This window comes from Herbidospora sp. NBRC 101105 (assembly GCF_030269205.1).
GTDB lineage: Bacteria > Actinomycetota > Actinomycetes > Streptosporangiales > Streptosporangiaceae > Herbidospora > Herbidospora solisilvae.
This window is the reverse complement of the sequence record NZ_BSSX01000009.1, coordinates 235,405-252,487: the sequence shown is the minus strand read 5'-3', so window position 1 is coordinate 252,487 and position 17,083 is coordinate 235,405. Positions and strand designations below refer to the sequence as shown.

Genomic DNA, 17,083 nt, shown 5'->3' with positions numbered 1-17,083 from the left:
ATCGGTAGGTCAGTAATTGAGGCGGTAGCCGTACCAGAGAAGAAGGGGGAACGTCAGCGCGGTGACCGCCCAGCGATGGGGGAAGGGCAGGTCGGGGCGCCGGTCGCGGAAGCGCACGCGGCCCACGTGGAAGCGCATCGGGTTGCCGGAGACGGTGTGGGCGACGCCGAGCCGGGCGGTGCGGCCGGTGATGAAGGCGAGCGCCTCGTGGTCGTCGGGCAGCCCGAGCTTGCCGGCCAGCACACGCAGCGTGTCGGCCGGTTCCTCGACGAGGTCCTCGTAGTGGACCCGCACGATGGGCACACCCTTGCCGCGCAGCACCTCGTAGGCGAGGTTCTGGACGAACCAGTGGACGGCGGTGCGCGCCGGCGACCACCGGGCCATCGGCCGGCCGTCTTCCGGCCGCGCCACCTTGCGCCGCCACGACGCGGCCACCGCACGCGGATCGCGCACGACGTGGACGACGGTCAGGTCGAGGATGGCCGACAGGCAGTAGGCCAGCGAGGCGTGCTTGCTGGAGTCGACGACGACCTGACCCCGGACGACCTCGGCCGCCGCCGCGTAGATGCGGTGATACGCGGCGACATACTCGGTGAGCTGGGCTTCGCGGCTGATCAGGCCCAGCACGAAGACCGGGACGCGACGGGTGCGGTCGACCTTGTTGCGCAGTTCGAGCAGGCGGTCGGCCTTGGCCGGGCGCCAGCCCCCGAAGGCGCGGTCACCGACCTCGTGCCAGAACCGGCACTGGGAGAACGGCCGGCCGCAACCGCATGGCTCGTCGGCGTGCACCCCCCGGTGCCACAGATGGACGACCTCGCCGAGCGGCGCGACACCGGGAAGCTCCCCCAGAAGGCGCTCCAGCAGCGTCGTCCCGCTGCGCCCCAGCCCTCCAACAAAGATCATCGGCTGAGCGTCAGACACGTGCACGACCCCCGAAGTGGATACGGAACGTGCTGACGCTACAGCGGAGAGTAACTAAGCGTTCACCGAACGCTCAAGGATCTACCTAGCCGACGGTTTGAACTCAGAGGATCATGCCCGCGCCGACGGTGCCGTTGGTGGCCTCGTCGATCAGGATGAACCCGCCGGTCTGCCGGTTGCGGGCGTAGTCGTCGACGAACAGCGGCTGGGTGATGCGCAGCGACACCCGGCCGATCTCGTTGAGCGACAGGCTCGTGGCGGTCTCGTCGCGGTGGAGGGTGTTGACGTCGAGCCGGTAGTGGAGGTCTTTCACCAGCGCGCGGGCGGTGCGGGTGGTGTGCTTGATGGTCAGCTTGGTCCGCGGGCTCAGCTTGGTGGTGTCGGCCATCCAGCAGATCATCGCGTCGATTTCCTGGGCGACCTGCGGCTGGTTGTTCGGCCGGCAGATCATGTCGCCGCGGGAGATGTCGATGTCGTCTTCGAGCCGGAGGGTCACCGACATGGGCGGGAACGCCTCGCTGACCGGCCCGTCGAAGGTGTCGATCGAGGCGATCTTCGTGGTCAGGCCGGAAGGCAGGTGCATGACGTCGTCGCCCGGCTTCAGCACCCCGCCCGCGACCTGGCCCGCGTAACCGCGGTAGTCGTGGAACTCGGTTTTGTGCGGACGGATGACGTACTGGACCGGGAACCGCACGTCGACCAGGTTGCGGTCGGAGGCGATGTGGACGTGCTCCAGGTGGTGGAGCAGCGACGGGCCCTGGTACCAGGGCATGCTCTCCGAGCGGGAGACCACGTTGTCGCCGTGGAGGGCGGAGATCGGGATGAAGGTCAGGTCGCTCGCGTTCAACTTGGACGCGAACTGGGTGAACTCCTCGCGGATCTCCTCGAACCGCTCCTCGGAGTAGTCGACCAGGTCCATCTTGTTGACCGCGAGCACCAGGTGGGGCACCCGCAGCAGCGTCGTCAGGAACGCGTGACGGCGCGACTGCTCCAGCACGCCCTTGCGCGCGTCGATCAGGATGATGGCCAGGTCGGCGGTCGAGGCGCCGGTCACCATGTTCCGGGTGTACTGGATGTGGCCCGGGGTGTCGGCGATGATGAACTTCCGCTTCGGCGTGGCGAAGTAGCGGTAGGCCACGTCGATCGTGATGCCCTGCTCGCGCTCGGCGCGCAGGCCGTCGGTCAGCAGCGACAGGTCGGTGTATTCGGTGCCCCGGTCGCGGCTGGTGCGCTCGACCGCCTCAAGCTGGTCTTCGAAGATCGCCTTGGAGTCGAACAGCAGCCGCCCGATGAGGGTGGACTTCCCGTCGTCGACACTGCCCGCCGTCGCGAAACGAAGGATGTCCATTAGAAGTAGCCTTCCTTCTTGCGGTCCTCCATGGCGGCCTCGGACGCGCGGTCGTCGGCGCGGGTCGCGCCGCGCTCGGTGATCCGGGTGGCCGCGATCTCGGCGATGATCTCGTCGACCGTCGCGGCGCTCGACGAGACGGCGCCGGTGCAGGTCATGTCGCCGACCGTGCGATAACGCACCATCGACTCGAACAGCGGCTCGTCGTCGCCGCGCTGCACCACGTCGGCGTCGGGCAGCAGCATGCCGTCGCGCTCGAAGACGCGGCGGGTGTGCGCGAAGTAGATCGACGGGATCTCGATGCCCTCGCGGCGGATGTAGTCCCACACGTCGAGCTCGGTCCAGTTGGACAGCGGGAAGACCCGGATGTGCTCACCCTTGCGGATCTTCGCGTTGTAGAGGTTCCAGAGCTCGGGCCGCTGGTTCTTCGGGTCCCACTGGCCGAAGTCGTCGCGGAAGGAGAACACCCGCTCCTTGGCGCGGGCCTTCTCCTCGTCGCGGCGCGCGCCGCCGAACACGGCGTCGAACTCGTGCTCCTCGATCGCGTCGAGGAGGGTGGTGGTCTGGAGCCGGTTGCGCGAGGCGCGCCGCCCGGTCTCCTCGACCACGCGCCCGGCGTCGATCGAGTCCTGTACGGACGCCACCACCAGCCGCGCCCCCAGTTCGGCCGACCGCCGGTCGCGGTAGTCGATCACCTCGGGGAAGTTGTGGCCCGTGTCGACGTGCATCAGCGGAAACGGGATCGGGGCCGGCCAGAAGGCCTTCTCGGCGATGCGCAGCATGACGATCGAGTCCTTGCCGCCGGAGAAGAGCAGACAGGGCCGCTCGAACTCGGCCGCGACCTCACGCATGATGTGGATCGCCTCGGCTTCGAGGACGTCAAGCTGTGACGTCGTGTAGTCATGCTGAAGCAAAACGGTTCCTTATCGAGTCACTGGTGAAGATCACGGATCCCGGCGAGCAGCGTCGGCGCCAAGTCCGGTAGGGAAACCAGGATATCCGGCAGTGAGGGGTCGGCCTGGTTGTAGATCAGTTCCGACCCGTCGATCCGGCTCGCGTGGGCTCCGGCCGCCAGCGCCACGGCCACCGGGGCGGCCGAGTCCCATTCATACTGCCCACCCGCGTGGACGTATGCCTCGACCTGACCGGTCAGCACGGCGGCGATCTTCGCGCCGGCGCTGCCGATGGGGACGAGGTCGGCCCCGACCAGGTGGGCGAGCTTCTGCACGAACTCGGGCGGGCGGGTGCGGGACACCGCGATCCGGGGGCGCTGACCGTTGCCGGCCGGCAACTTCGGCGGGTTCGCCGTGGTCAGCGTCGCGCCCTGGGCCGGGAGCGCGATGGCCCCGGCGGCGAGCCTGCCCTCTTCCCACAACGCCACGTGGACGGCCCAGTCGGTGCGGCCGGCCTCGGAGAACTCGCGGGTGCCGTCGAGGGGGTCGACGATCCAGACCCGGTTGGCCGACAACCGTGCGGGGTTGGTGCGCTCGCCCTCTTCGGACAGGATGTGGTCGCTCGGGCGCAGCCGTTCGAGCGATTCGACGAGGAAGTCGTGGGACGAGCGGTCGCCCGCGTCCTTCAGCGCCTTGGCGTCGTCGAACCCGTATTGGGCGCGCAGGCGGAGCAGTTTCTCACCTGCCTCCGTCGCGAGGTCTCCGGCGAGCGAGTGATCGTCTCTGATCGTCATCACTGGTTAGTAGGCTCCCGATCCGCGTGCCACGGCCGACCACGTCTTCCACATGATCTGGAGGTCGAGGGTGAGTGACCAGTTTTCCATGTAGCGCAGGTCCAACCGTACCGCTTCCTCCCACGACAGATCCGATCGGCCGCTGACCTGCCACAACCCTGTCATGCCGGGCCTGACGAGAAGTCGCCTCCGCACGTCGTCGCCGTAGCGGGCGACCTCTTCGGGCAGCGGCGGACGGGGGCCCACGAGGGACATGTCGCCCTTGACCACGTTCACGAGCTGGGGCAGCTCGTCGAGGGAGTGACGGCGGAGGAAGGCGCCGACGCGGGTGACGCGGGGGTCATGCTTGATCTTGAACAGGACGCCGTCGATGTCGCTGGCAAGCTCGACCTTGCGGCTCTCGGCGTCGACGCCCATCGTGCGGAACTTGACGATGGTGAACGTGCGGCCGTCCTTGCCGACCCGGGTCTGCCGGAAGAACGCCGGCCCCGGGCTGGTCACCCGCACGGCCACCGCGATGAGCAGGAACAACGGGGAGACCAGCAGCAGGCCGAGCCCCGCGACGACGCGGTCGAAGACGTTCTTGACGAGCCGCCGCCCGCCGGCCAGCTCGGGGTGCTCGACGTGCAGCAGCGGCATGCCCGCCACCGGCCTGATCGTCGTACGCGGCCCCGCGACCTCCATCAGCGCCGGGGCCACCACCAGATCGGTGCGCGACTTCTCCAGCCGCCAGGCTAGCCGCCGCAGCGCCGAACCGTCGAGCTCGGGACAGGCGAGCACCGCGACCGTGTCGGCCTGGGCCTGCGCCACCACGAGCGGCACGTCGGAGAACCCGCCGAGCACCGGCACGCCCACGTCCGCGGCGCAGGCGCCCTCGTCGGGGAGACAGGCCCCGACGATGTGCATGCCGTGGTAGCGCTCCTTCTGCAGGAGCCGCACCAGGTCGGCGACCGACCCCTGGTGGCCCACCGCGATGACCCGCCGCATGCACTGGAGCCTGGCCCGTTTGCGGTGCAGCCTGCGCCGCAGGGCATATCGGGCAAGCAGTGTTAAGACGGTCATCAGTGGTAACGCGATGATAACGTAACCCCGTGCGACGTCGATCTTGGTCGCGTACGCCACCACGGCGACGGCGGCGGTGAGCATCACCCCGGCCCGCGCGACCCGCCGGAACTCCTCCGACCCGACCCCCGCGAAGCGCGGTTCGTAGGCCCGGCTCAGCCCGACGACGACGACCCACAAGAACGGCAACGCCGCGCTTGACAGTGCGTAAGGCTCGACGTAGGGAGTAACCTCACCGAACCGGACGACGACCGCCACACCACCGGCGAGAAGGGCGCACAGAATGTCGGAGACGACCACCGTGGCCCGATATCGCGCCGCCCACCCCGGACCCACGCGCTTCACGGCCGTTCTCGGCCGATCGACGACTGTCACCCACAAGCCCCCTTTACCGAACGTTTACCGACCGCAGGAATGCTAGCGCCAGCTCCTGGGAGAATTCAGTGAAAGCCGAGACGTACATATCCGTCGACATCGAGGCGGACGGCCCCATTCCCGGCCCATATTCCATGGTGAGTTTCGGGATGACGGTCGCGGGCCGGCGGCTCGGGCGTGAGTTCACCCGGCACGACCCGACCCTGACCACCTTTTACGCGGAACTGCGCCCGATCAGCGACGAATTCGTGCCCTCGGCGCTGGAGGTCAGCGGCCTCGACCGTGACCTGCTGCTTCGTGAGGGCCGCGACCCCAAAGAGGCGATGGAGTCGGCGGCGGCGTGGGTGCGAAAGGTGTGCGACGGGACGACTCCGGTGCTGGTCGCGTTTCCATTGTCCTTCGACTGGATGTGGATGTACTGGTATTTCATCAATTTCGCGGGGGATTCACCGTTCGGGCATTCCAGGGCGCTCGACATCAAGACCTTGTATGCCGCGAAAGCGGGTGTTCCCCTCACATGGTCGTCGAAACGACAGATGCCGAAAGAGCTACGTTCCACGCATCCGCACTCACATCACGCCTTGGACGACGCGATCGAACAGGCGGAACTGTTCCAGAACATCATGGAATGGAGGGTTTAATGGCGCATGCTCCGCATGCGCAGGGGTGTTTGACGGCGCGGGTTGTTTGACGGCGCGTGCTCCGCACGCGCGGCCCGAGCGCTTTGATCCGGTGTCTTCCCTCCTCCGCTCTGGTCGCTGCGCTCCCGGCGCTCCGTCAGTCCAGACACCGGCACGGCAAGCCGGTCCACTGCCGCGCATGAGTGAAGACCGGACTAAGCGTATGAAGTCGCCGGCCAAGCAGCACGAGGACAACCAACGGGCATGCACGGCGCATCGGATGTCGCGGGGAGCCCACCGCAACCACACGGCATGATTGCTGACACATCAGTCGCAGCTCCCATCGCAGCCGAGTGAGCCGGGTGGGCCGGGGGACGAAGCCCTGGACCTCCGATCCCCCTCAACCCCGAACGGCGCCGACCGCGACGAGGCGCTTGTGAGTGCCATTGTGGTGCGGCGTCACCTCGCGAAGAGGATCACGAGGTATATGCCCGGGCATAGCGTCCATCCGGCCCAGAACGCGAGAGTCGCTCGCGACCGGGTGGTTGTTGACACGACGATGATTCTGACCACGCCGACTATCAGGAACACGAACGGCGTATAGAGCATGAGGATCGGTAGCAGGGCGAGGCTGAACGTCAGTACGGCGACGGCGAAGGCCACGGCAACGTACACACCAAGAGCCGCGACCGCACCGAGCAGGCCCCGTGACAGGTATTCTGCCGACCGATTCATGATCGAATCATCCTTGGGCCTTGCGGCTGACGGCAAGGGCAGAGAAACCGTATGGACCTCGCGGCGACCACATTGAGCAGCCATCCGAACAAAGATCAACTCTGGATCGAGGCTCCCATCTGAGCCCACGTCGGCGTTTCGGCCGCGAGTTATCGCGGGTGAGGAAGAACGCCGGCCTGTCGCAAAAACGGCTCGGAGCACATGTAGGCGTCTCGCCATCACTCATCGGGCACATCGAACCCGGCAACAGATCACCCAGTCGGGAACTGGGCGCCGCGTGCGACGAGGTCTTGGGCACTGGCGACATCTTCGTCCGCCTCTACAGAAACATCTCGACACCAGCTGGTTACTCCGCTGGGTCGAAGAGATCGAGTCACGCGCACGAGTCCTGCGGAGTGGGAATCCCCTACTGGTTTCCGGGCTGCTGCAAACCGAGAACTACGCACGAGCCGTCTCCAAGGACACCTCTCGACACCCGATCCCGAGCCGCGCCGAGGCCTATCGTCCCGGCGAATCACTAGCAGTGATCAAGAAAGCTGTGGACCAATGGACGCAACAGACCTGTTGGGCGCAGACCTCTCTGGGTCCGTCTGGCGAAAGAGCTCCCGCAGCGGCGTCGAAGTCGCGGACAACCTTCCCGGAATCATCGCGGTCCGCGACAGCAAGAACCCCCACGGACCAGCGCTCGTCTTCACCCCTGGTGAATGGTCAGCATTCCTCGGGGCCGTCAAAGACGGCGAATTCGGCTGACCGGCAGGTGCCACGCGCAGGCGAGCCCTGTCGTCCCCACACGCAACGGCAGTAGCACTACAACCGCCCCCGAGTGTCCGGGTCAGCCGGGTTCCGTCAAGGACGGCCCTGCACGTAGGCCAACCAGTCGCGATGGAAGGCCACCGGGCGATGTACACGCAAGGCCATCCTTGACTGACCTCCGCCTGATAGACCCGGAGGGGGGCAGCGAGCGGGAGCAGCGCAGGACTGGCACGAGCGGCGAAGCCACTCCGAGACGCCGCCCTAGAGCCCTCTGCCGGAGCACGGCCAGACTCGCACACCCACGATGCGCGAGGTCACGGTTAGGCCACCCCTGCAAGCGGCCTATATGTCCAGGTCAGCATAGGTTTCATTAGGTCACTCTACGAAGGTGCGTTTGTCCAGACACCGGCGCGCTCGGGCAAATCATGAGTAGACGTGGTCATCACTTCTGGCGTGATCTGCACGTCTGGCGTGATCTGCACGTCCGGCCTGATCAGCACGTCTGGCGTGGTCCACGTCCAGCGTGGTCAGCACGTCCGGCCTGATCTGCACGTCCGGCCTGATCTGCACGTCCGGCCTGATCAGCACGTCCAGCATGGTCAACACGTCTGGCGTGGCCAGCACGTCCGGCGGGGCTGTTTTTATTCTTCGCCGGAGAAGCGTTCCCAGGCTGACTGGCGGGTGATGCCCAGCGACTCGCCGATCTTCGTCCACGTCACGCCTCTGCGGCGGAGTTCGCGGACCCAGGCCACCAGGTCTGCCTCTGTCGCGTCGATGTGGGCGGAGACCCGGGGGATGTGGTTCAGCATCTCGTCGTCGGACAGGGAGTTCCACATGGGGAGCTTCGGCTTCGCCTCGCCCTCCTCGGCCAGGGCGGCGCTCTGTTCGATCACTGTCACGGCCAGGCCGACGCACTGGTCGCAGATGTAGACGCCCGGACCGGCGACGATGCGTTCGACCTCGGTGTCGGGCTTCCCGCAGAAGGAACACCGGATGCGGGCTTCCACTGTCATGAGACGCTCCTCTTCGTCAGGGGTGTCCTGACAAATTAGTGCGTCAGGGCTTCCCTGACAAGCCGGTGAACAGGATGAGCACCCCGGCCACGGCGACGGCCTCGCGGGGGCCGATGGCCGCGGCCAGCAGGCCCCAGATCGCGGTGAGGGCGGCGATGGCGAGGCTGCCGGTGACCGACCAGGCGGTCAGCGTCCGGGCGACCCGGTCGGGGGTGATGCGCTCCAGCCGGTACGTCGCCAGGACCGGCGCGAACGCCGCGCAGCAGAACACCAGCCCGAACTGGACGACGATCACCAGCACGATCCCCGGCACGCCCGGCTGCACGAACGCCAGCCACACGGGCCAGCAGGTCCGCAACACGCCCGCGACGCGGAGCACCCTGCTCTGGCCGAACCGGGCCACCAATCGCCGCGCCAGCCTCGCCCCGGCCAGGCCGCCCAGGCACGGGAGCGCGAAGACCAGCCCGTACTGCCACGGGGTGAAGCCGAGCCGGTCGAGCAGCAGGACGGCCAGCAGCGGTTCGGTGGCCAGCAGCAGGCCGTTGAACAGCACCGTGGTGCAGAACAGCCGCCGCAGTGCCCGGTGGGCCAGGATCTCGCGCCACCCGTCGAGCAGGTCGGCGGGCCGCAGCCGCGCGGGGCGCCGCGCCGGGGGCGGCTCGCCGCCGCCGATCGCGCGGACGCACAACGCCGACACCAGATAGCTGACCGCGTCGGCCAGCACCGTCACCACCGGCCCGAACACCCCGATCGCCGCCCCGCCGAGCGGCGGGCCGACCACGCTCGCCGACCACATCGTCGACTCCAGCCGCCCGTTCGCGACGAGCAGTTCCGGCGGCGGGAGCAGCCCTTTCAGGTAGGCGCCGGAGGCGGCGTTGAAGGCGATCTTCGCCGCCGCGGCGACGACCGAGACCACCACGAGCTGCACGAAGGTCAGCCACCCGAACACGAACGCGACCGGCACGCTGGCGAGGGCACCGAACCGGATCAGGTCCGCCGCGACCATCACCTGGCGCTTGCCCCGGAACTCCACCCACGGCCCGAGCGGCACCGCCACAACCGCCCCCACGGCCAGCCCGGCGGCCGACAACGCCGACACCTGCGCCGGCCCGACGTCGAGCACGAGCACCGCGATCAGCGGAAACGCCCCGAACCCCAGCCACGTGCCATAGGCACTCACCGCGTATGCCGCCCACACCCACACGAATCGCCGATCCACGGTGAGCATCGAAGCGGGTCGGGGCGAACCGGCTCAAACAACTATCGATCCCGGGCCGCACAACGGGACGTTGTATACCCTTCGGGGGTGGATCTGGACGTCGTGCGCAGCTTCGTGGCGGTCGTCGACGCGGGCCGCTTCCAGGACGCCGCCGACGATCTGTCGATCACCCAGCAGGCCGTGTCCAAGCGCATCGCCACGCTGGAGCGCACGCTCGGGGTGCGGCTGTTCACCCGGACCGCGCGGGGCGCCCGGCTCACGCTCGACGGGCAGGCGTTCCTCCCCCACGCCCGCGACCTGCTGCGGGCCGAGGAACGGGCGCTCGCCAGTGTGCGGCCCGGCCGCCGTGCGCTGCGGGTCGACGTGATCGGCCGGCGGCTCGCGCCCGCGTCGGTGCTGGGCGGGTTCCACCGGGCGCGGCCCGAGGTCGAACTCGACGTGGTGACGCTCTTCGACGCCGACGCGGCCGTCGAGGCGCTCACCTCGGGCTCGATCGACGCGTCGTTCCGGGCCGTCGACCGGTCGCGGCTCTCGGCCGACATCGGGGCCGTGCGGGTCTTCGACGAGCCGGTGCAACTGCTGACCGGGCCCGATCACCCGCTCGCCGACGCCTCGTCGGTCACCCCCGCCGACCTGGCCGGGCACCGGATCTGGATGCCGGGCATCGTCGCCGGGACCGAGTGGGCCGCCTACTACGACGCGCTCGCCGCCGCGTTCGGGCTGGGCATCGAGGTCACCGGGCCCGGCTTCGGCACCGATCCCCTGCTCGACACGCTCGCCGGGTCGCCGTCGCTGGCGACCTTCGTGGGCGAGCTGACCCGGCTGGTCTGGCCGGCCGACCAGGGGTTGCGCCGCATATCCGTACAGGACCCGACCCCGGTCTACCCCCATTCGCTGATCTGGCGGCGCGACAACCCGCACGCCGCGCTCGGCGACCTGCGCGACCATCTGGGCACCGTCAGGCCTCGGGCCGGCACGTGGACGCCCGACTGGGCTAGCGCGGCGGCTTGACCGGGTTGAGGTCGGCGGCGTGGAACTTGTTCTGGGTCGGCTCCAGCCCGTTGACCATCAGCGACTCGACCATGTCGGCCGCCCGGTCGACCAGGAACGGCAGGTCCTTGCGCTCGGCGGTCGCGAAGTCCTTCAGCACGTAGACGGCCGTGTCCATGCGCCCCGGAGGCCGCCCGATCCCGAACCGCAGCCGCAGGTATTCGGCGGTCATCGCCTTGGTGATCGACTTCAGCCCGTTGTGCCCGTTGTCGCCGCCGCCCTTCTTGGCCCGCAGCGCGCCGTAGGGCACGTCGAGTTCGTCGTGGACGACGATGAGGTTCAGCCCGGTCTTGTAGAAGTCGGCCAGCGCCTTCACCGGCCCGCCCGACAGGTTCATGTACGTCATGGGCTTCGCCAGCACCACCGGCACCCCCGCCAGCCGCCCTTCGAGCACCTCCGCGCGTGAGCGGTGGGCCTTGAACCGCCCGCCGACCCGCGCGGCCAGCTCGTCGGCCACCATGAAGCCCGCGTTGTGCCGGTTCCCGGCGTACTCGGGCCCGGGATTGCCCAGCCCGGCGATCAGCCAGCGGTCCACTGCATGTCTCCTCACACGGAAAGGTCCCCCACAGGATCTCCCTGTGGGGGACCTTACAGAAACGCCTTACTCGGCGGCGGCAGCGGCCGGCTCGCCCTCGGCGGCCTCTTCGGCGGCCTCGGCGGCGGGCGCCTCAGCGGCCTCGCCCTCTTCGGGCAGCTCGACCGTCGGCGCGGCGATGACGTGAAGCACCAGCGTGTCGGGCTCGACCGCGAGGGTGGTGCCCTTCGGCAGCTCGAGGTCACCGGCGGTGACCGTGAAGCCGACGTCCTTGCCGTCGACGTCGATCTCGACGCCGCTCGGCAGGCTGGTCGCCTCGGCCTCGACCGAGATCTGCACGAGCTGCTGGTCGAGGATGGCGCCGTTGACGACGTCGCCGGAAACGGTGACCGGCATCTCGATGGTGACCTTCTCGCCCCGGCGGACCAGGATCAGGTCGACGTGCTCCAGGAAGCCCTTGATCGGGTCACGCTGCACACCCTTGGGCAGAGCGAGCTCGTTGACCGCGCCCTCGATGCGGATGAGAACGTTGGGCGTGCGGAGCGCGAGGAGCAGGTCGTGCCCGGGCATCGTGAGGTGACGCGGCTCGGTGCCGTGCCCGTAGAGGACGACGGGCACCTGGTTGGCGCGCCGGATCTTGCGAGCGGCGCCCTTGCCGAACTGGTCACGCAGCTCGGAAGCGATCTTTACTTCGGACACGACGATCTCCTAGGGATCTCGATTCGGATTCAGCGCCACCCCTCACCCGCCCTAGCGGAAGGCGTTACAGGCACTCGTTCCAGCCTAGTGCAACTCCAAGACACCCCCAGCCACGCCAGACGTGATCACCACGTCTACTCATGATGTGCCCGAGCGGGCCGGTGTCTGGACTGACGGAGCGCCGGGAGCGCAGCGACCAGAGCGGAGGAGGGAAGACACCGGATCAAAGCGCTCGGGCCGCGCGTGCGAAGCACGCGCGGTCAAATAACCCGTGGCCGCGCGTGCGAAGCACGCGCCATCAGACTACGAATCGCCTTCGAAGAGGCTTGTCACCGAACCGTCGGTGAAGACCTCGGTAATAGCCCGCGCGATCAGCGGGGCGATCGACAACACCGTCAGCTTGTCGAAGCGCTGCTCCTCCGAGATCGGCAGCGTGTTCGTCACGATGACCTCGGAGATCGCCGAGTTCTTCAGCCGGTCCACCGCAGGATCCGAGAACACCGCGTGGGTCGCCGCCACGATCACATTGGTCGCCCCGTGCTCGTAGAGCGCGTCGGCCGCCTTGCAGATCGAACCGCCCGTGTCGATCATGTCGTCGATCAGCACGCAGGTGCGCCCGCGTACCTTGCCGACGACCTCGTTCACCTTCACCTGGTTCGCCACGTCCAGGTCGCGCCGCTTGTGGATGAACGCCACCGGCGTGCCCAGCGCGTCGGACCACCGTTCGGCCAGGCGCACACGCCCGGTGTCCGGCGAGACGATCGTCGTGGTGGCAGGGTCGATCTTGTCGCGCAGGTAGTCGATCAGGATCGGCATGGCGAACAGGTGGTCGACCGGGCCGTCGAAGAAGCCCTGGATCTGCGAGGTGTGCAGGTCGATCGACATGAGCCGGTCGGCGCCGGCCTGCTTGAACAGGTCGGCCATCAGGCGCGCGGTGATGGGTTCGCGGCCGCGGCCCTTCTTGTCCTGCCGGGCGTACCCGAAGAAGGGCATGATGACGGTCACCCGTTTGGCCGACGCCCGCTTCAGGGCGTCCACCATGATCAGCTGTTCCATGATCCACTGGTTGATGGGAGCCGTGTGGCTCTGGATCACGAACGCGTCGCAGCCCCGGACCGATTCGAGGTAGCGGACGTAGATCTCTCCGTTGGCGAAGTCACGCAGGGAGGTCGGGGTGATCTCCACCCCCAGGTTGCGCGCGACCTCCTCGGCAAGCTGTGGGTATGCCCGGCCCGAGAAGAACATCAGGTTCTTCTGGCCCATGGTCTGGATCCCGCTCATGCGACTTGCTCCTCCTGGCCCCGGGGAAACCGAGTGATACGCGGGTCTACCCGCGCCTTGAACTGTTATGAACCTTCTTCGAGGGCCCGCTGGGCCGCCTCGGCCGACTTGCTGCCGGACCGGCGGCGGATCACCCAGCCCTCGACGTTGCGCTGGCGGCCGCGTGCCACGGCCATCGCGCCGGGGGGGACGTCGTTGACGATCACCGAGCCGGCGGCCGTGTAGGCGCCGTCGCCGATCGTCAGCGGCGCGACGAGCATGGTGTCGCTGCCCACGCGGGCGTGGTCGCCCACGGTGGTGTGGTGCTTCTCGACGCCGTCGTAGTTGACGAAGACGGTCGCGGCGCCGATGTTGGCGCCCTCGCCGATCGTCGCGTCGCCGACGTAGCTCAGGTGGGGCACCTTGGAGCCGGCGCCGATGACGGCGTTCTTGGTCTCGACGTAGGTTCCGATCTTGCCCTTCGCGCCCAGCCGCGTTCCCGGGCGCAGGTAGGCGAAGGGGCCCACCGACGCGCCGGGGCCGATCTCGGCCGAGTCGCAGACGGCGTTGCGGACCACCGCGCCCGCGCCGACGACGGTGTCGGTCAGCGTGGTGGCCGGGCCGACCTCGGCGCCCGCGCCCGCGGAGGACGAGCCGTGGAGCTGGGTGCCGGGGTGGATCACCGCGTCCGCCTCCAGCGTGACGTCGGCGTCGATCCAGGTCGAGGCCGGGTCGACGATCGTCACGCCGTTGATCATGTGGTCGTGGAGGATGCGGTCGTTGAGGACCCGGCGCACGAATGCGAGCTGGGCCTTGTTGTTGACGCCCTCGACCTCGACGTGGTCGGCGGCGACGTGGGCGCCGACGCGGTGGCCCTCCTCGCGGAGGATCGACAACACGTCGGTCAGGTATTCCTCGCCCTGGGAGTTGGCGCTCGACACGCGCTTGACGGCATCGGCCAGGAGGGCGCCGTCGAAGGCGTAGACGCCGGAGTTCATCTCGTCGATGGCGAGCTGCTCGGGCGTGGCGTCCTTGTGCTCGACGATCGCGAGCACCGCGCCGTCGTCGCCGCGGACGATGCGGCCGTAGCCCGTGGGGTCGGGCACGTGGGCGGTGAGCACGGTGACCGCGTTGCCGTCGGCGGCGTGCCTTTCGAGAAGCCCGGCCAGCGTGGAGCCGCGCAGGAGGGGCGTGTCGCCGTACACGACCAGGACCGTTCCGTCGATCACGCCGACGTTCTCGAGCACCACCCGCACGGCGTGGCCGGTGCCGTTCTGCTGTTCCTGGACGACCGGGACGACCCCCGGGAACGCCGCCGCCAGATGACCCTGGACCTGCTCCCGGGCGTGTCCGACCACCACGATCATCCGCTCGGGGTCGAGCTCCTGGGCCGCGTGGAGCATGTGGCCGACGAGCGTGCGGCCGCAGACCTCGTGGAGGACCTTGGGGGTGGTGGACTTCATCCGGGTGCCCTCACCGGCGGCGAGGACGATGACGGCGGCCGGGCGCGGCGCACTCACTGTGGGAGCTCCCTCGGATCCGCGAACGAAACGGTCAGCTGACGGATGCCGCACGGTCACCCGCTCGACAACGTGAGCTTACCTGAGACCCGATTTGGTTCCGGCGCCTGGACTCGAACCAGGACAAACCAACTCCAAAGGTTGGCGGGCTGCCAATTACCCAACGCCGGATCGCCACCAAGCTTACCGGGCACACCCACGGAAAGGGTGGTGGTTAAGCGTCACTTCCGGAACGTGCCACGCCATAGCAGACCAGCAGCTTTTCCCGCAAGACAGTTTCGCGCCATGAGATGGCCGCTCACGATACACCTTCTCCCCATTCTCGGCTTAGCACTTCCTAACTTACGATGGCGTAGGTTACGGTGGCGTAACCGGCACTACCTACCACAGATCGCGAGGTACTTCATGACCGTAGTCTCCGAGCGCCCGGCCCCCAAGCAGCCCAAACCCGACATGGACCCCGAGAGGAAGACCACTCCCGAGATCATCACCTTCGGCGTCGTCGTGGGCCTGCCCCTGGTGGCGCTGGCTCTCGCGGTGCCGGTGGCATGGGCCTGGGGCTGGCTGAGCTGGGTCGACATCGCCATCGCGTTCGTCTTCTACATGTTCACCGGTCTCGGCGTGACGGTGGGCCTGCACCGCTACTTCACCCACGGCTCCTTCAAGGCCAAGCGGCCGCTGAAGATCGCTCTGGGCGTCGCCGGCAGCATGTCGCTGGAGATGTCGGTCCTCGACTGGGTCGCCACCCACCGCAAGCACCACAAGTTCTCCGACAAGGACGGCGACCCGCACTCGCCGTGGCGCTTCGGCACCTCGTTCTGGGCGGTCACCAAGGGCCTGCTCTACGCCCACATGGGCTGGTTGTTCGAAGCCGAGCGCGCCAACCGCGAGAAGTACGCCCCCGACCTGGTCAAAGACCCGGACATCGTGAAGTTCCACAAGATGTTCCCGGTGCTGGCGATCACCTCGCTGGCGCTGCCGGCCATCCTCGGCGGCCTGATCACCTGGTCGTGGCAGGGCGCCGCGACGGCCTTCTTCTGGGGCACCCTGGTCCGCATCGGCCTGCTCCACCACGTCACCTGGGCGATCAACTCGATCTGCCACGTCTTCGGCGACGAGGCCTTCGAGTCGCGCGACAAGTCCCGCAACGTGTGGTGGCTGGCGCTGCCCTCGTTCGGCGAGTCGTGGCACAACCTGCACCACTCCGACCCCACCTGCGCGCGGCACGGCGTGCTGAAGGGCCAGATCGATCTGAGCGCCGGTCTGATCAAGATCTTCGAGCGCTTCGGCTGGGCCTATGACGTGCGGTGGCCCAATCCAGAGCGGCTGGCGGCGAAGCGCATTGCCTAGTCCATATCGAGGGCCGTGCGAGGGCGTGCCTGTGCCGCCACTCTCACGGCCCGCCATTATGGTGCCGTGACCGAATCCAGATCCCGCAGGCGAATGACGGGCGCGGAACGGCGCGAGCAGCTGATCCAGATCGGTCGCTCCCTCTTCGCGGAGAAGGGCTTCGACGGCACTTCGGTGGAGGAGATCGCCGCACACGCCAGCGTGTCGAAGCCCGTGGTGTACGAGCACTTCGGCGGCAAGGAAGGCATCTACGCCGTGGTCATCGACCGCGAGATGCAGCGCCTGCTCGTCCTCGTCACCCAGGCCCTGTCCGCGACCCACGCGCGAGTGAAAGTGGAGCGGGCCGCACTGGCGCTGCTCCAGTACATCGAGGAGAGCAGCGAGGGCTTCCGGATCCTGGTCCGCGACTCCCACGCCGCCTCCGGCACCGGCACCTTCGCCAGCCTGATCAGCGACATCGCCAGTCAGGTCGAAGACGTGCTGGCCGACGAGTTCGCCGGCCGGGGCTACGACCCCAAGACCGCCCCCATGTACGCCCAGATGCTCGTCGGCATGGTCGCCCTGACCGGCCAGTGGTGGCTCGACGTGCGCAAACCCAGCCGTGAGACGGTCGCCGCCCACCTGGTGAACCTCTGCTGGAACGGGCTGAGCGACCTCGACCCGGCCCCGGGGCTGACCAACGCCTCCCGGGGGCTGGTGCTGGCGCCGCCACTACCGCCCGGCCCCGTGACCGACCCCAAAGAGCTCAGCCGTCAGCGCAAGGAGCAGGAGAAACTCTGGCGCGAGGCCGAGAGGCAGCGCGAGCGCGAGGCCAAGGAGGCCGAGAAGCTCCGGCGGGAGCAGGAGAAGATCCGCGCCCGCGAGGCGAGAGAGAACGAGAAGCTCGCACGTGCCCGCGAGAGTGAAGCCTGAGACTGGCGATTTCGTTGCGGGGAA

18 protein-coding genes, 1 tRNA gene and 2 pseudogenes are annotated in these 17,083 nt (G+C 68.2%); 7 read left to right on the top strand and 14 right to left on the bottom strand.

Translation table 11 applies throughout. The features are described from left to right. Window positions 1-9 precede the first annotated feature (9 nt). The 5 genes from QSK34_RS33620 to QSK34_RS33600 form a co-directional block, all read right to left on the bottom strand. The gene (locus QSK34_RS33620; RefSeq protein WP_285590270.1) at window positions 10-903 is read right to left on the bottom strand and encodes a sulfotransferase; all 894 of its coding nucleotides are present in this window, start codon (window positions 901-903) and stop codon (window positions 10-12) included. A 121-nt stretch (window positions 904-1,024) separates the two neighbouring features. Next, complete coding sequence (gene cysN, locus QSK34_RS33615) at window positions 1,025-2,269, bottom strand: sulfate adenylyltransferase subunit CysN (RefSeq protein ID WP_285590268.1); 1,245 nt, start codon at window positions 2,267-2,269, stop codon at window positions 1,025-1,027. Then, window positions 2,269-3,183 (bottom strand): sulfate adenylyltransferase subunit CysD, encoded by a 915-nt coding sequence (cysD, locus tag QSK34_RS33610; RefSeq protein WP_137247626.1) that lies wholly within the window; start codon window positions 3,181-3,183, stop codon window positions 2,269-2,271. Before cysD ends, cysN begins: the two co-directional genes overlap by 1 nt. 17 nt (window positions 3,184-3,200) lie before the next feature. Further along, entirely contained in the window at window positions 3,201-3,956 is a 756-nt protein-coding gene (locus QSK34_RS33605; protein ID WP_285590264.1) for a 3'(2'),5'-bisphosphate nucleotidase CysQ, read from the bottom strand. A 6-nt stretch (window positions 3,957-3,962) separates the two neighbouring features. Continuing rightward, on the bottom strand, window positions 3,963-5,393 hold the full coding sequence (locus QSK34_RS33600; protein ID WP_502875559.1) for a sugar transferase: 1,431 nt from the start codon (window positions 5,391-5,393) through the stop codon (window positions 3,963-3,965). A 68-nt stretch (window positions 5,394-5,461) separates the two neighbouring features. On the opposite strand from QSK34_RS33600, the gene QSK34_RS33595 reads away from it, so the two are divergent. Beyond that, window positions 5,462-6,034 (top strand): 3'-5' exonuclease, encoded by a 573-nt coding sequence (locus QSK34_RS33595; RefSeq protein ID WP_285590261.1) that lies wholly within the window; start codon window positions 5,462-5,464, stop codon window positions 6,032-6,034. A 438-nt stretch (window positions 6,035-6,472) separates the two neighbouring features. Here QSK34_RS33595 and QSK34_RS33590 read toward each other — a convergent pair whose 3' ends face one another. Further along, window positions 6,473-6,748 carry a hypothetical protein gene (locus tag QSK34_RS33590; protein WP_285590259.1) on the bottom strand — a complete coding sequence of 92 codons (276 nt, stop codon included), beginning with the start codon at window positions 6,746-6,748 and terminating at the stop codon, window positions 6,473-6,475. A gap of 20 nt (window positions 6,749-6,768) precedes the next feature. Between QSK34_RS33590 and QSK34_RS37885 the strand changes: the two are divergent. The 3 genes and pseudogenes from QSK34_RS37885 to QSK34_RS33585 all read left to right on the top strand — a co-directional run. Beyond that, window positions 6,769-7,041 (top strand): annotated as a pseudogene (locus QSK34_RS37885) (helix-turn-helix transcriptional regulator); the annotation flags it as partial. After that, window positions 7,026-7,205: pseudogene (locus tag QSK34_RS37880) on the top strand (Scr1 family TA system antitoxin-like transcriptional regulator); the annotation flags it as partial. The pseudogenes QSK34_RS37885 and QSK34_RS37880, both read left to right, overlap by 16 nt. A gap of 89 nt (window positions 7,206-7,294) precedes the next feature. Beyond that, a complete protein-coding gene (locus tag QSK34_RS33585) occupies window positions 7,295-7,498 on the top strand; it encodes a DUF397 domain-containing protein (RefSeq protein ID WP_285590258.1) in 204 nt (67 codons plus the stop codon). 426 nt (window positions 7,499-7,924) lie between these two features. On the opposite strand, the gene QSK34_RS33580 is transcribed toward QSK34_RS33585, so the two are convergent. The 3 genes from QSK34_RS33580 to QSK34_RS33570 are packed head-to-tail and all read right to left on the bottom strand — an operon-like array spanning window position 7,925 to window position 9,742. After that, the gene (locus QSK34_RS33580) at window positions 7,925-8,098 is read right to left on the bottom strand and encodes a hypothetical protein (protein WP_285590257.1); all 174 of its coding nucleotides are present in this window, start codon (window positions 8,096-8,098) and stop codon (window positions 7,925-7,927) included. A gap of 44 nt (window positions 8,099-8,142) precedes the next feature. After that, on the bottom strand, window positions 8,143-8,514 hold the full coding sequence (locus tag QSK34_RS33575; protein ID WP_285590255.1) for a ClpX C4-type zinc finger protein: 372 nt from the start codon (window positions 8,512-8,514) through the stop codon (window positions 8,143-8,145). A 43-nt stretch (window positions 8,515-8,557) separates the two neighbouring features. Beyond that, window positions 8,558-9,742 (bottom strand): MFS transporter, encoded by a 1,185-nt coding sequence (locus tag QSK34_RS33570; protein WP_285590253.1) that lies wholly within the window; start codon window positions 9,740-9,742, stop codon window positions 8,558-8,560. Window positions 9,743-9,820: 78 nt separating this feature from the next. Here QSK34_RS33570 and QSK34_RS33565 point away from each other — a divergent pair, with 78 nt between their 5' ends. Next, window positions 9,821-10,744 carry a LysR family transcriptional regulator gene (locus QSK34_RS33565; protein WP_285590251.1) on the top strand — a complete coding sequence of 308 codons (924 nt, stop codon included), beginning with the start codon at window positions 9,821-9,823 and terminating at the stop codon, window positions 10,742-10,744. Here the strand turns inward: QSK34_RS33565 and pth are convergent. The 5 genes from pth to QSK34_RS33540 form a co-directional block, all read right to left on the bottom strand. Next, window positions 10,728-11,318 carry an aminoacyl-tRNA hydrolase gene (gene pth / locus QSK34_RS33560; RefSeq protein WP_161483612.1) on the bottom strand — a complete coding sequence of 197 codons (591 nt, stop codon included), beginning with the start codon at window positions 11,316-11,318 and terminating at the stop codon, window positions 10,728-10,730. The genes QSK34_RS33565 and pth overlap by 17 nt on opposite strands. Before the next feature lie 66 nt (window positions 11,319-11,384). Then, entirely contained in the window at window positions 11,385-12,017 is a 633-nt protein-coding gene (locus QSK34_RS33555) for a 50S ribosomal protein L25/general stress protein Ctc (protein WP_285590249.1), read from the bottom strand. Window positions 12,018-12,320: 303 nt separating this feature from the next. Further along, window positions 12,321-13,298, bottom strand: coding sequence for a ribose-phosphate diphosphokinase (locus QSK34_RS33550; RefSeq protein WP_030451992.1), 978 nt, complete (start codon window positions 13,296-13,298; stop codon window positions 12,321-12,323). Window positions 13,299-13,363: 65 nt separating this feature from the next. Further along, the gene (glmU, locus tag QSK34_RS33545) at window positions 13,364-14,797 is read right to left on the bottom strand and encodes a bifunctional UDP-N-acetylglucosamine diphosphorylase/glucosamine-1-phosphate N-acetyltransferase GlmU (RefSeq protein ID WP_285590246.1); all 1,434 of its coding nucleotides are present in this window, start codon (window positions 14,795-14,797) and stop codon (window positions 13,364-13,366) included. 95 nt (window positions 14,798-14,892) lie between these two features. Then, a tRNA-Gln gene (locus tag QSK34_RS33540) sits at window positions 14,893-14,968 on the bottom strand. Window positions 14,969-15,202: 234 nt separating this feature from the next. Between QSK34_RS33540 and QSK34_RS33535 the strand changes: the two genes are divergently transcribed. Further along, a complete protein-coding gene (locus QSK34_RS33535; RefSeq protein ID WP_285590244.1) occupies window positions 15,203-16,147 on the top strand; it encodes an acyl-CoA desaturase in 945 nt (314 codons plus the stop codon). A 66-nt stretch (window positions 16,148-16,213) separates the two neighbouring features. After that, window positions 16,214-17,059: a TetR/AcrR family transcriptional regulator gene (locus QSK34_RS33530; protein ID WP_285590242.1), complete on the top strand. Its 846-nt coding sequence runs from the start codon at window positions 16,214-16,216 to the stop codon at window positions 17,057-17,059. Window positions 17,060-17,083 lie beyond the last annotated feature (24 nt).

What these genes read in the sequence shown, in the direction of transcription:
- QSK34_RS33590 (WP_285590259.1), bottom strand. Translation starts at nt 6,748, where the DNA reads ATGAATCGGTCGGCAGAATACCTGTCACGGGGCCTGCTCGGTGCGGTC.
- QSK34_RS33580 (WP_285590257.1), bottom strand. Translation starts at nt 8,098, where the DNA reads ATGCTGGACGTGCTGATCAGGCCGGACGTGCAGATCAGGCCGGACGTG.
- QSK34_RS33620 (WP_285590270.1), bottom strand. Translation starts at nt 903, where the DNA reads ATGATCTTTGTTGGAGGGCTGGGGCGCAGCGGGACGACGCTGCTGGAG.
- QSK34_RS33570 (WP_285590253.1), bottom strand. Translation starts at nt 9,742, where the DNA reads ATGCTCACCGTGGATCGGCGATTCGTGTGGGTGTGGGCGGCATACGCG.
- QSK34_RS33550 (WP_030451992.1), bottom strand. Translation starts at nt 13,298, where the DNA reads ATGAGCGGGATCCAGACCATGGGCCAGAAGAACCTGATGTTCTTCTCG.
- QSK34_RS33605 (WP_285590264.1), bottom strand. Translation starts at nt 3,956, where the DNA reads ATGACGATCAGAGACGATCACTCGCTCGCCGGAGACCTCGCGACGGAG.
- QSK34_RS33575 (WP_285590255.1), bottom strand. Translation starts at nt 8,514, where the DNA reads ATGACAGTGGAAGCCCGCATCCGGTGTTCCTTCTGCGGGAAGCCCGAC.
- cysN (WP_285590268.1), bottom strand. Translation starts at nt 2,269, where the DNA reads ATGGACATCCTTCGTTTCGCGACGGCGGGCAGTGTCGACGACGGGAAG.
- QSK34_RS33585 (WP_285590258.1), top strand. Translation starts at nt 7,295, where the DNA reads ATGGACGCAACAGACCTGTTGGGCGCAGACCTCTCTGGGTCCGTCTGG.
- QSK34_RS33535 (WP_285590244.1), top strand. Translation starts at nt 15,203, where the DNA reads ATGACCGTAGTCTCCGAGCGCCCGGCCCCCAAGCAGCCCAAACCCGAC.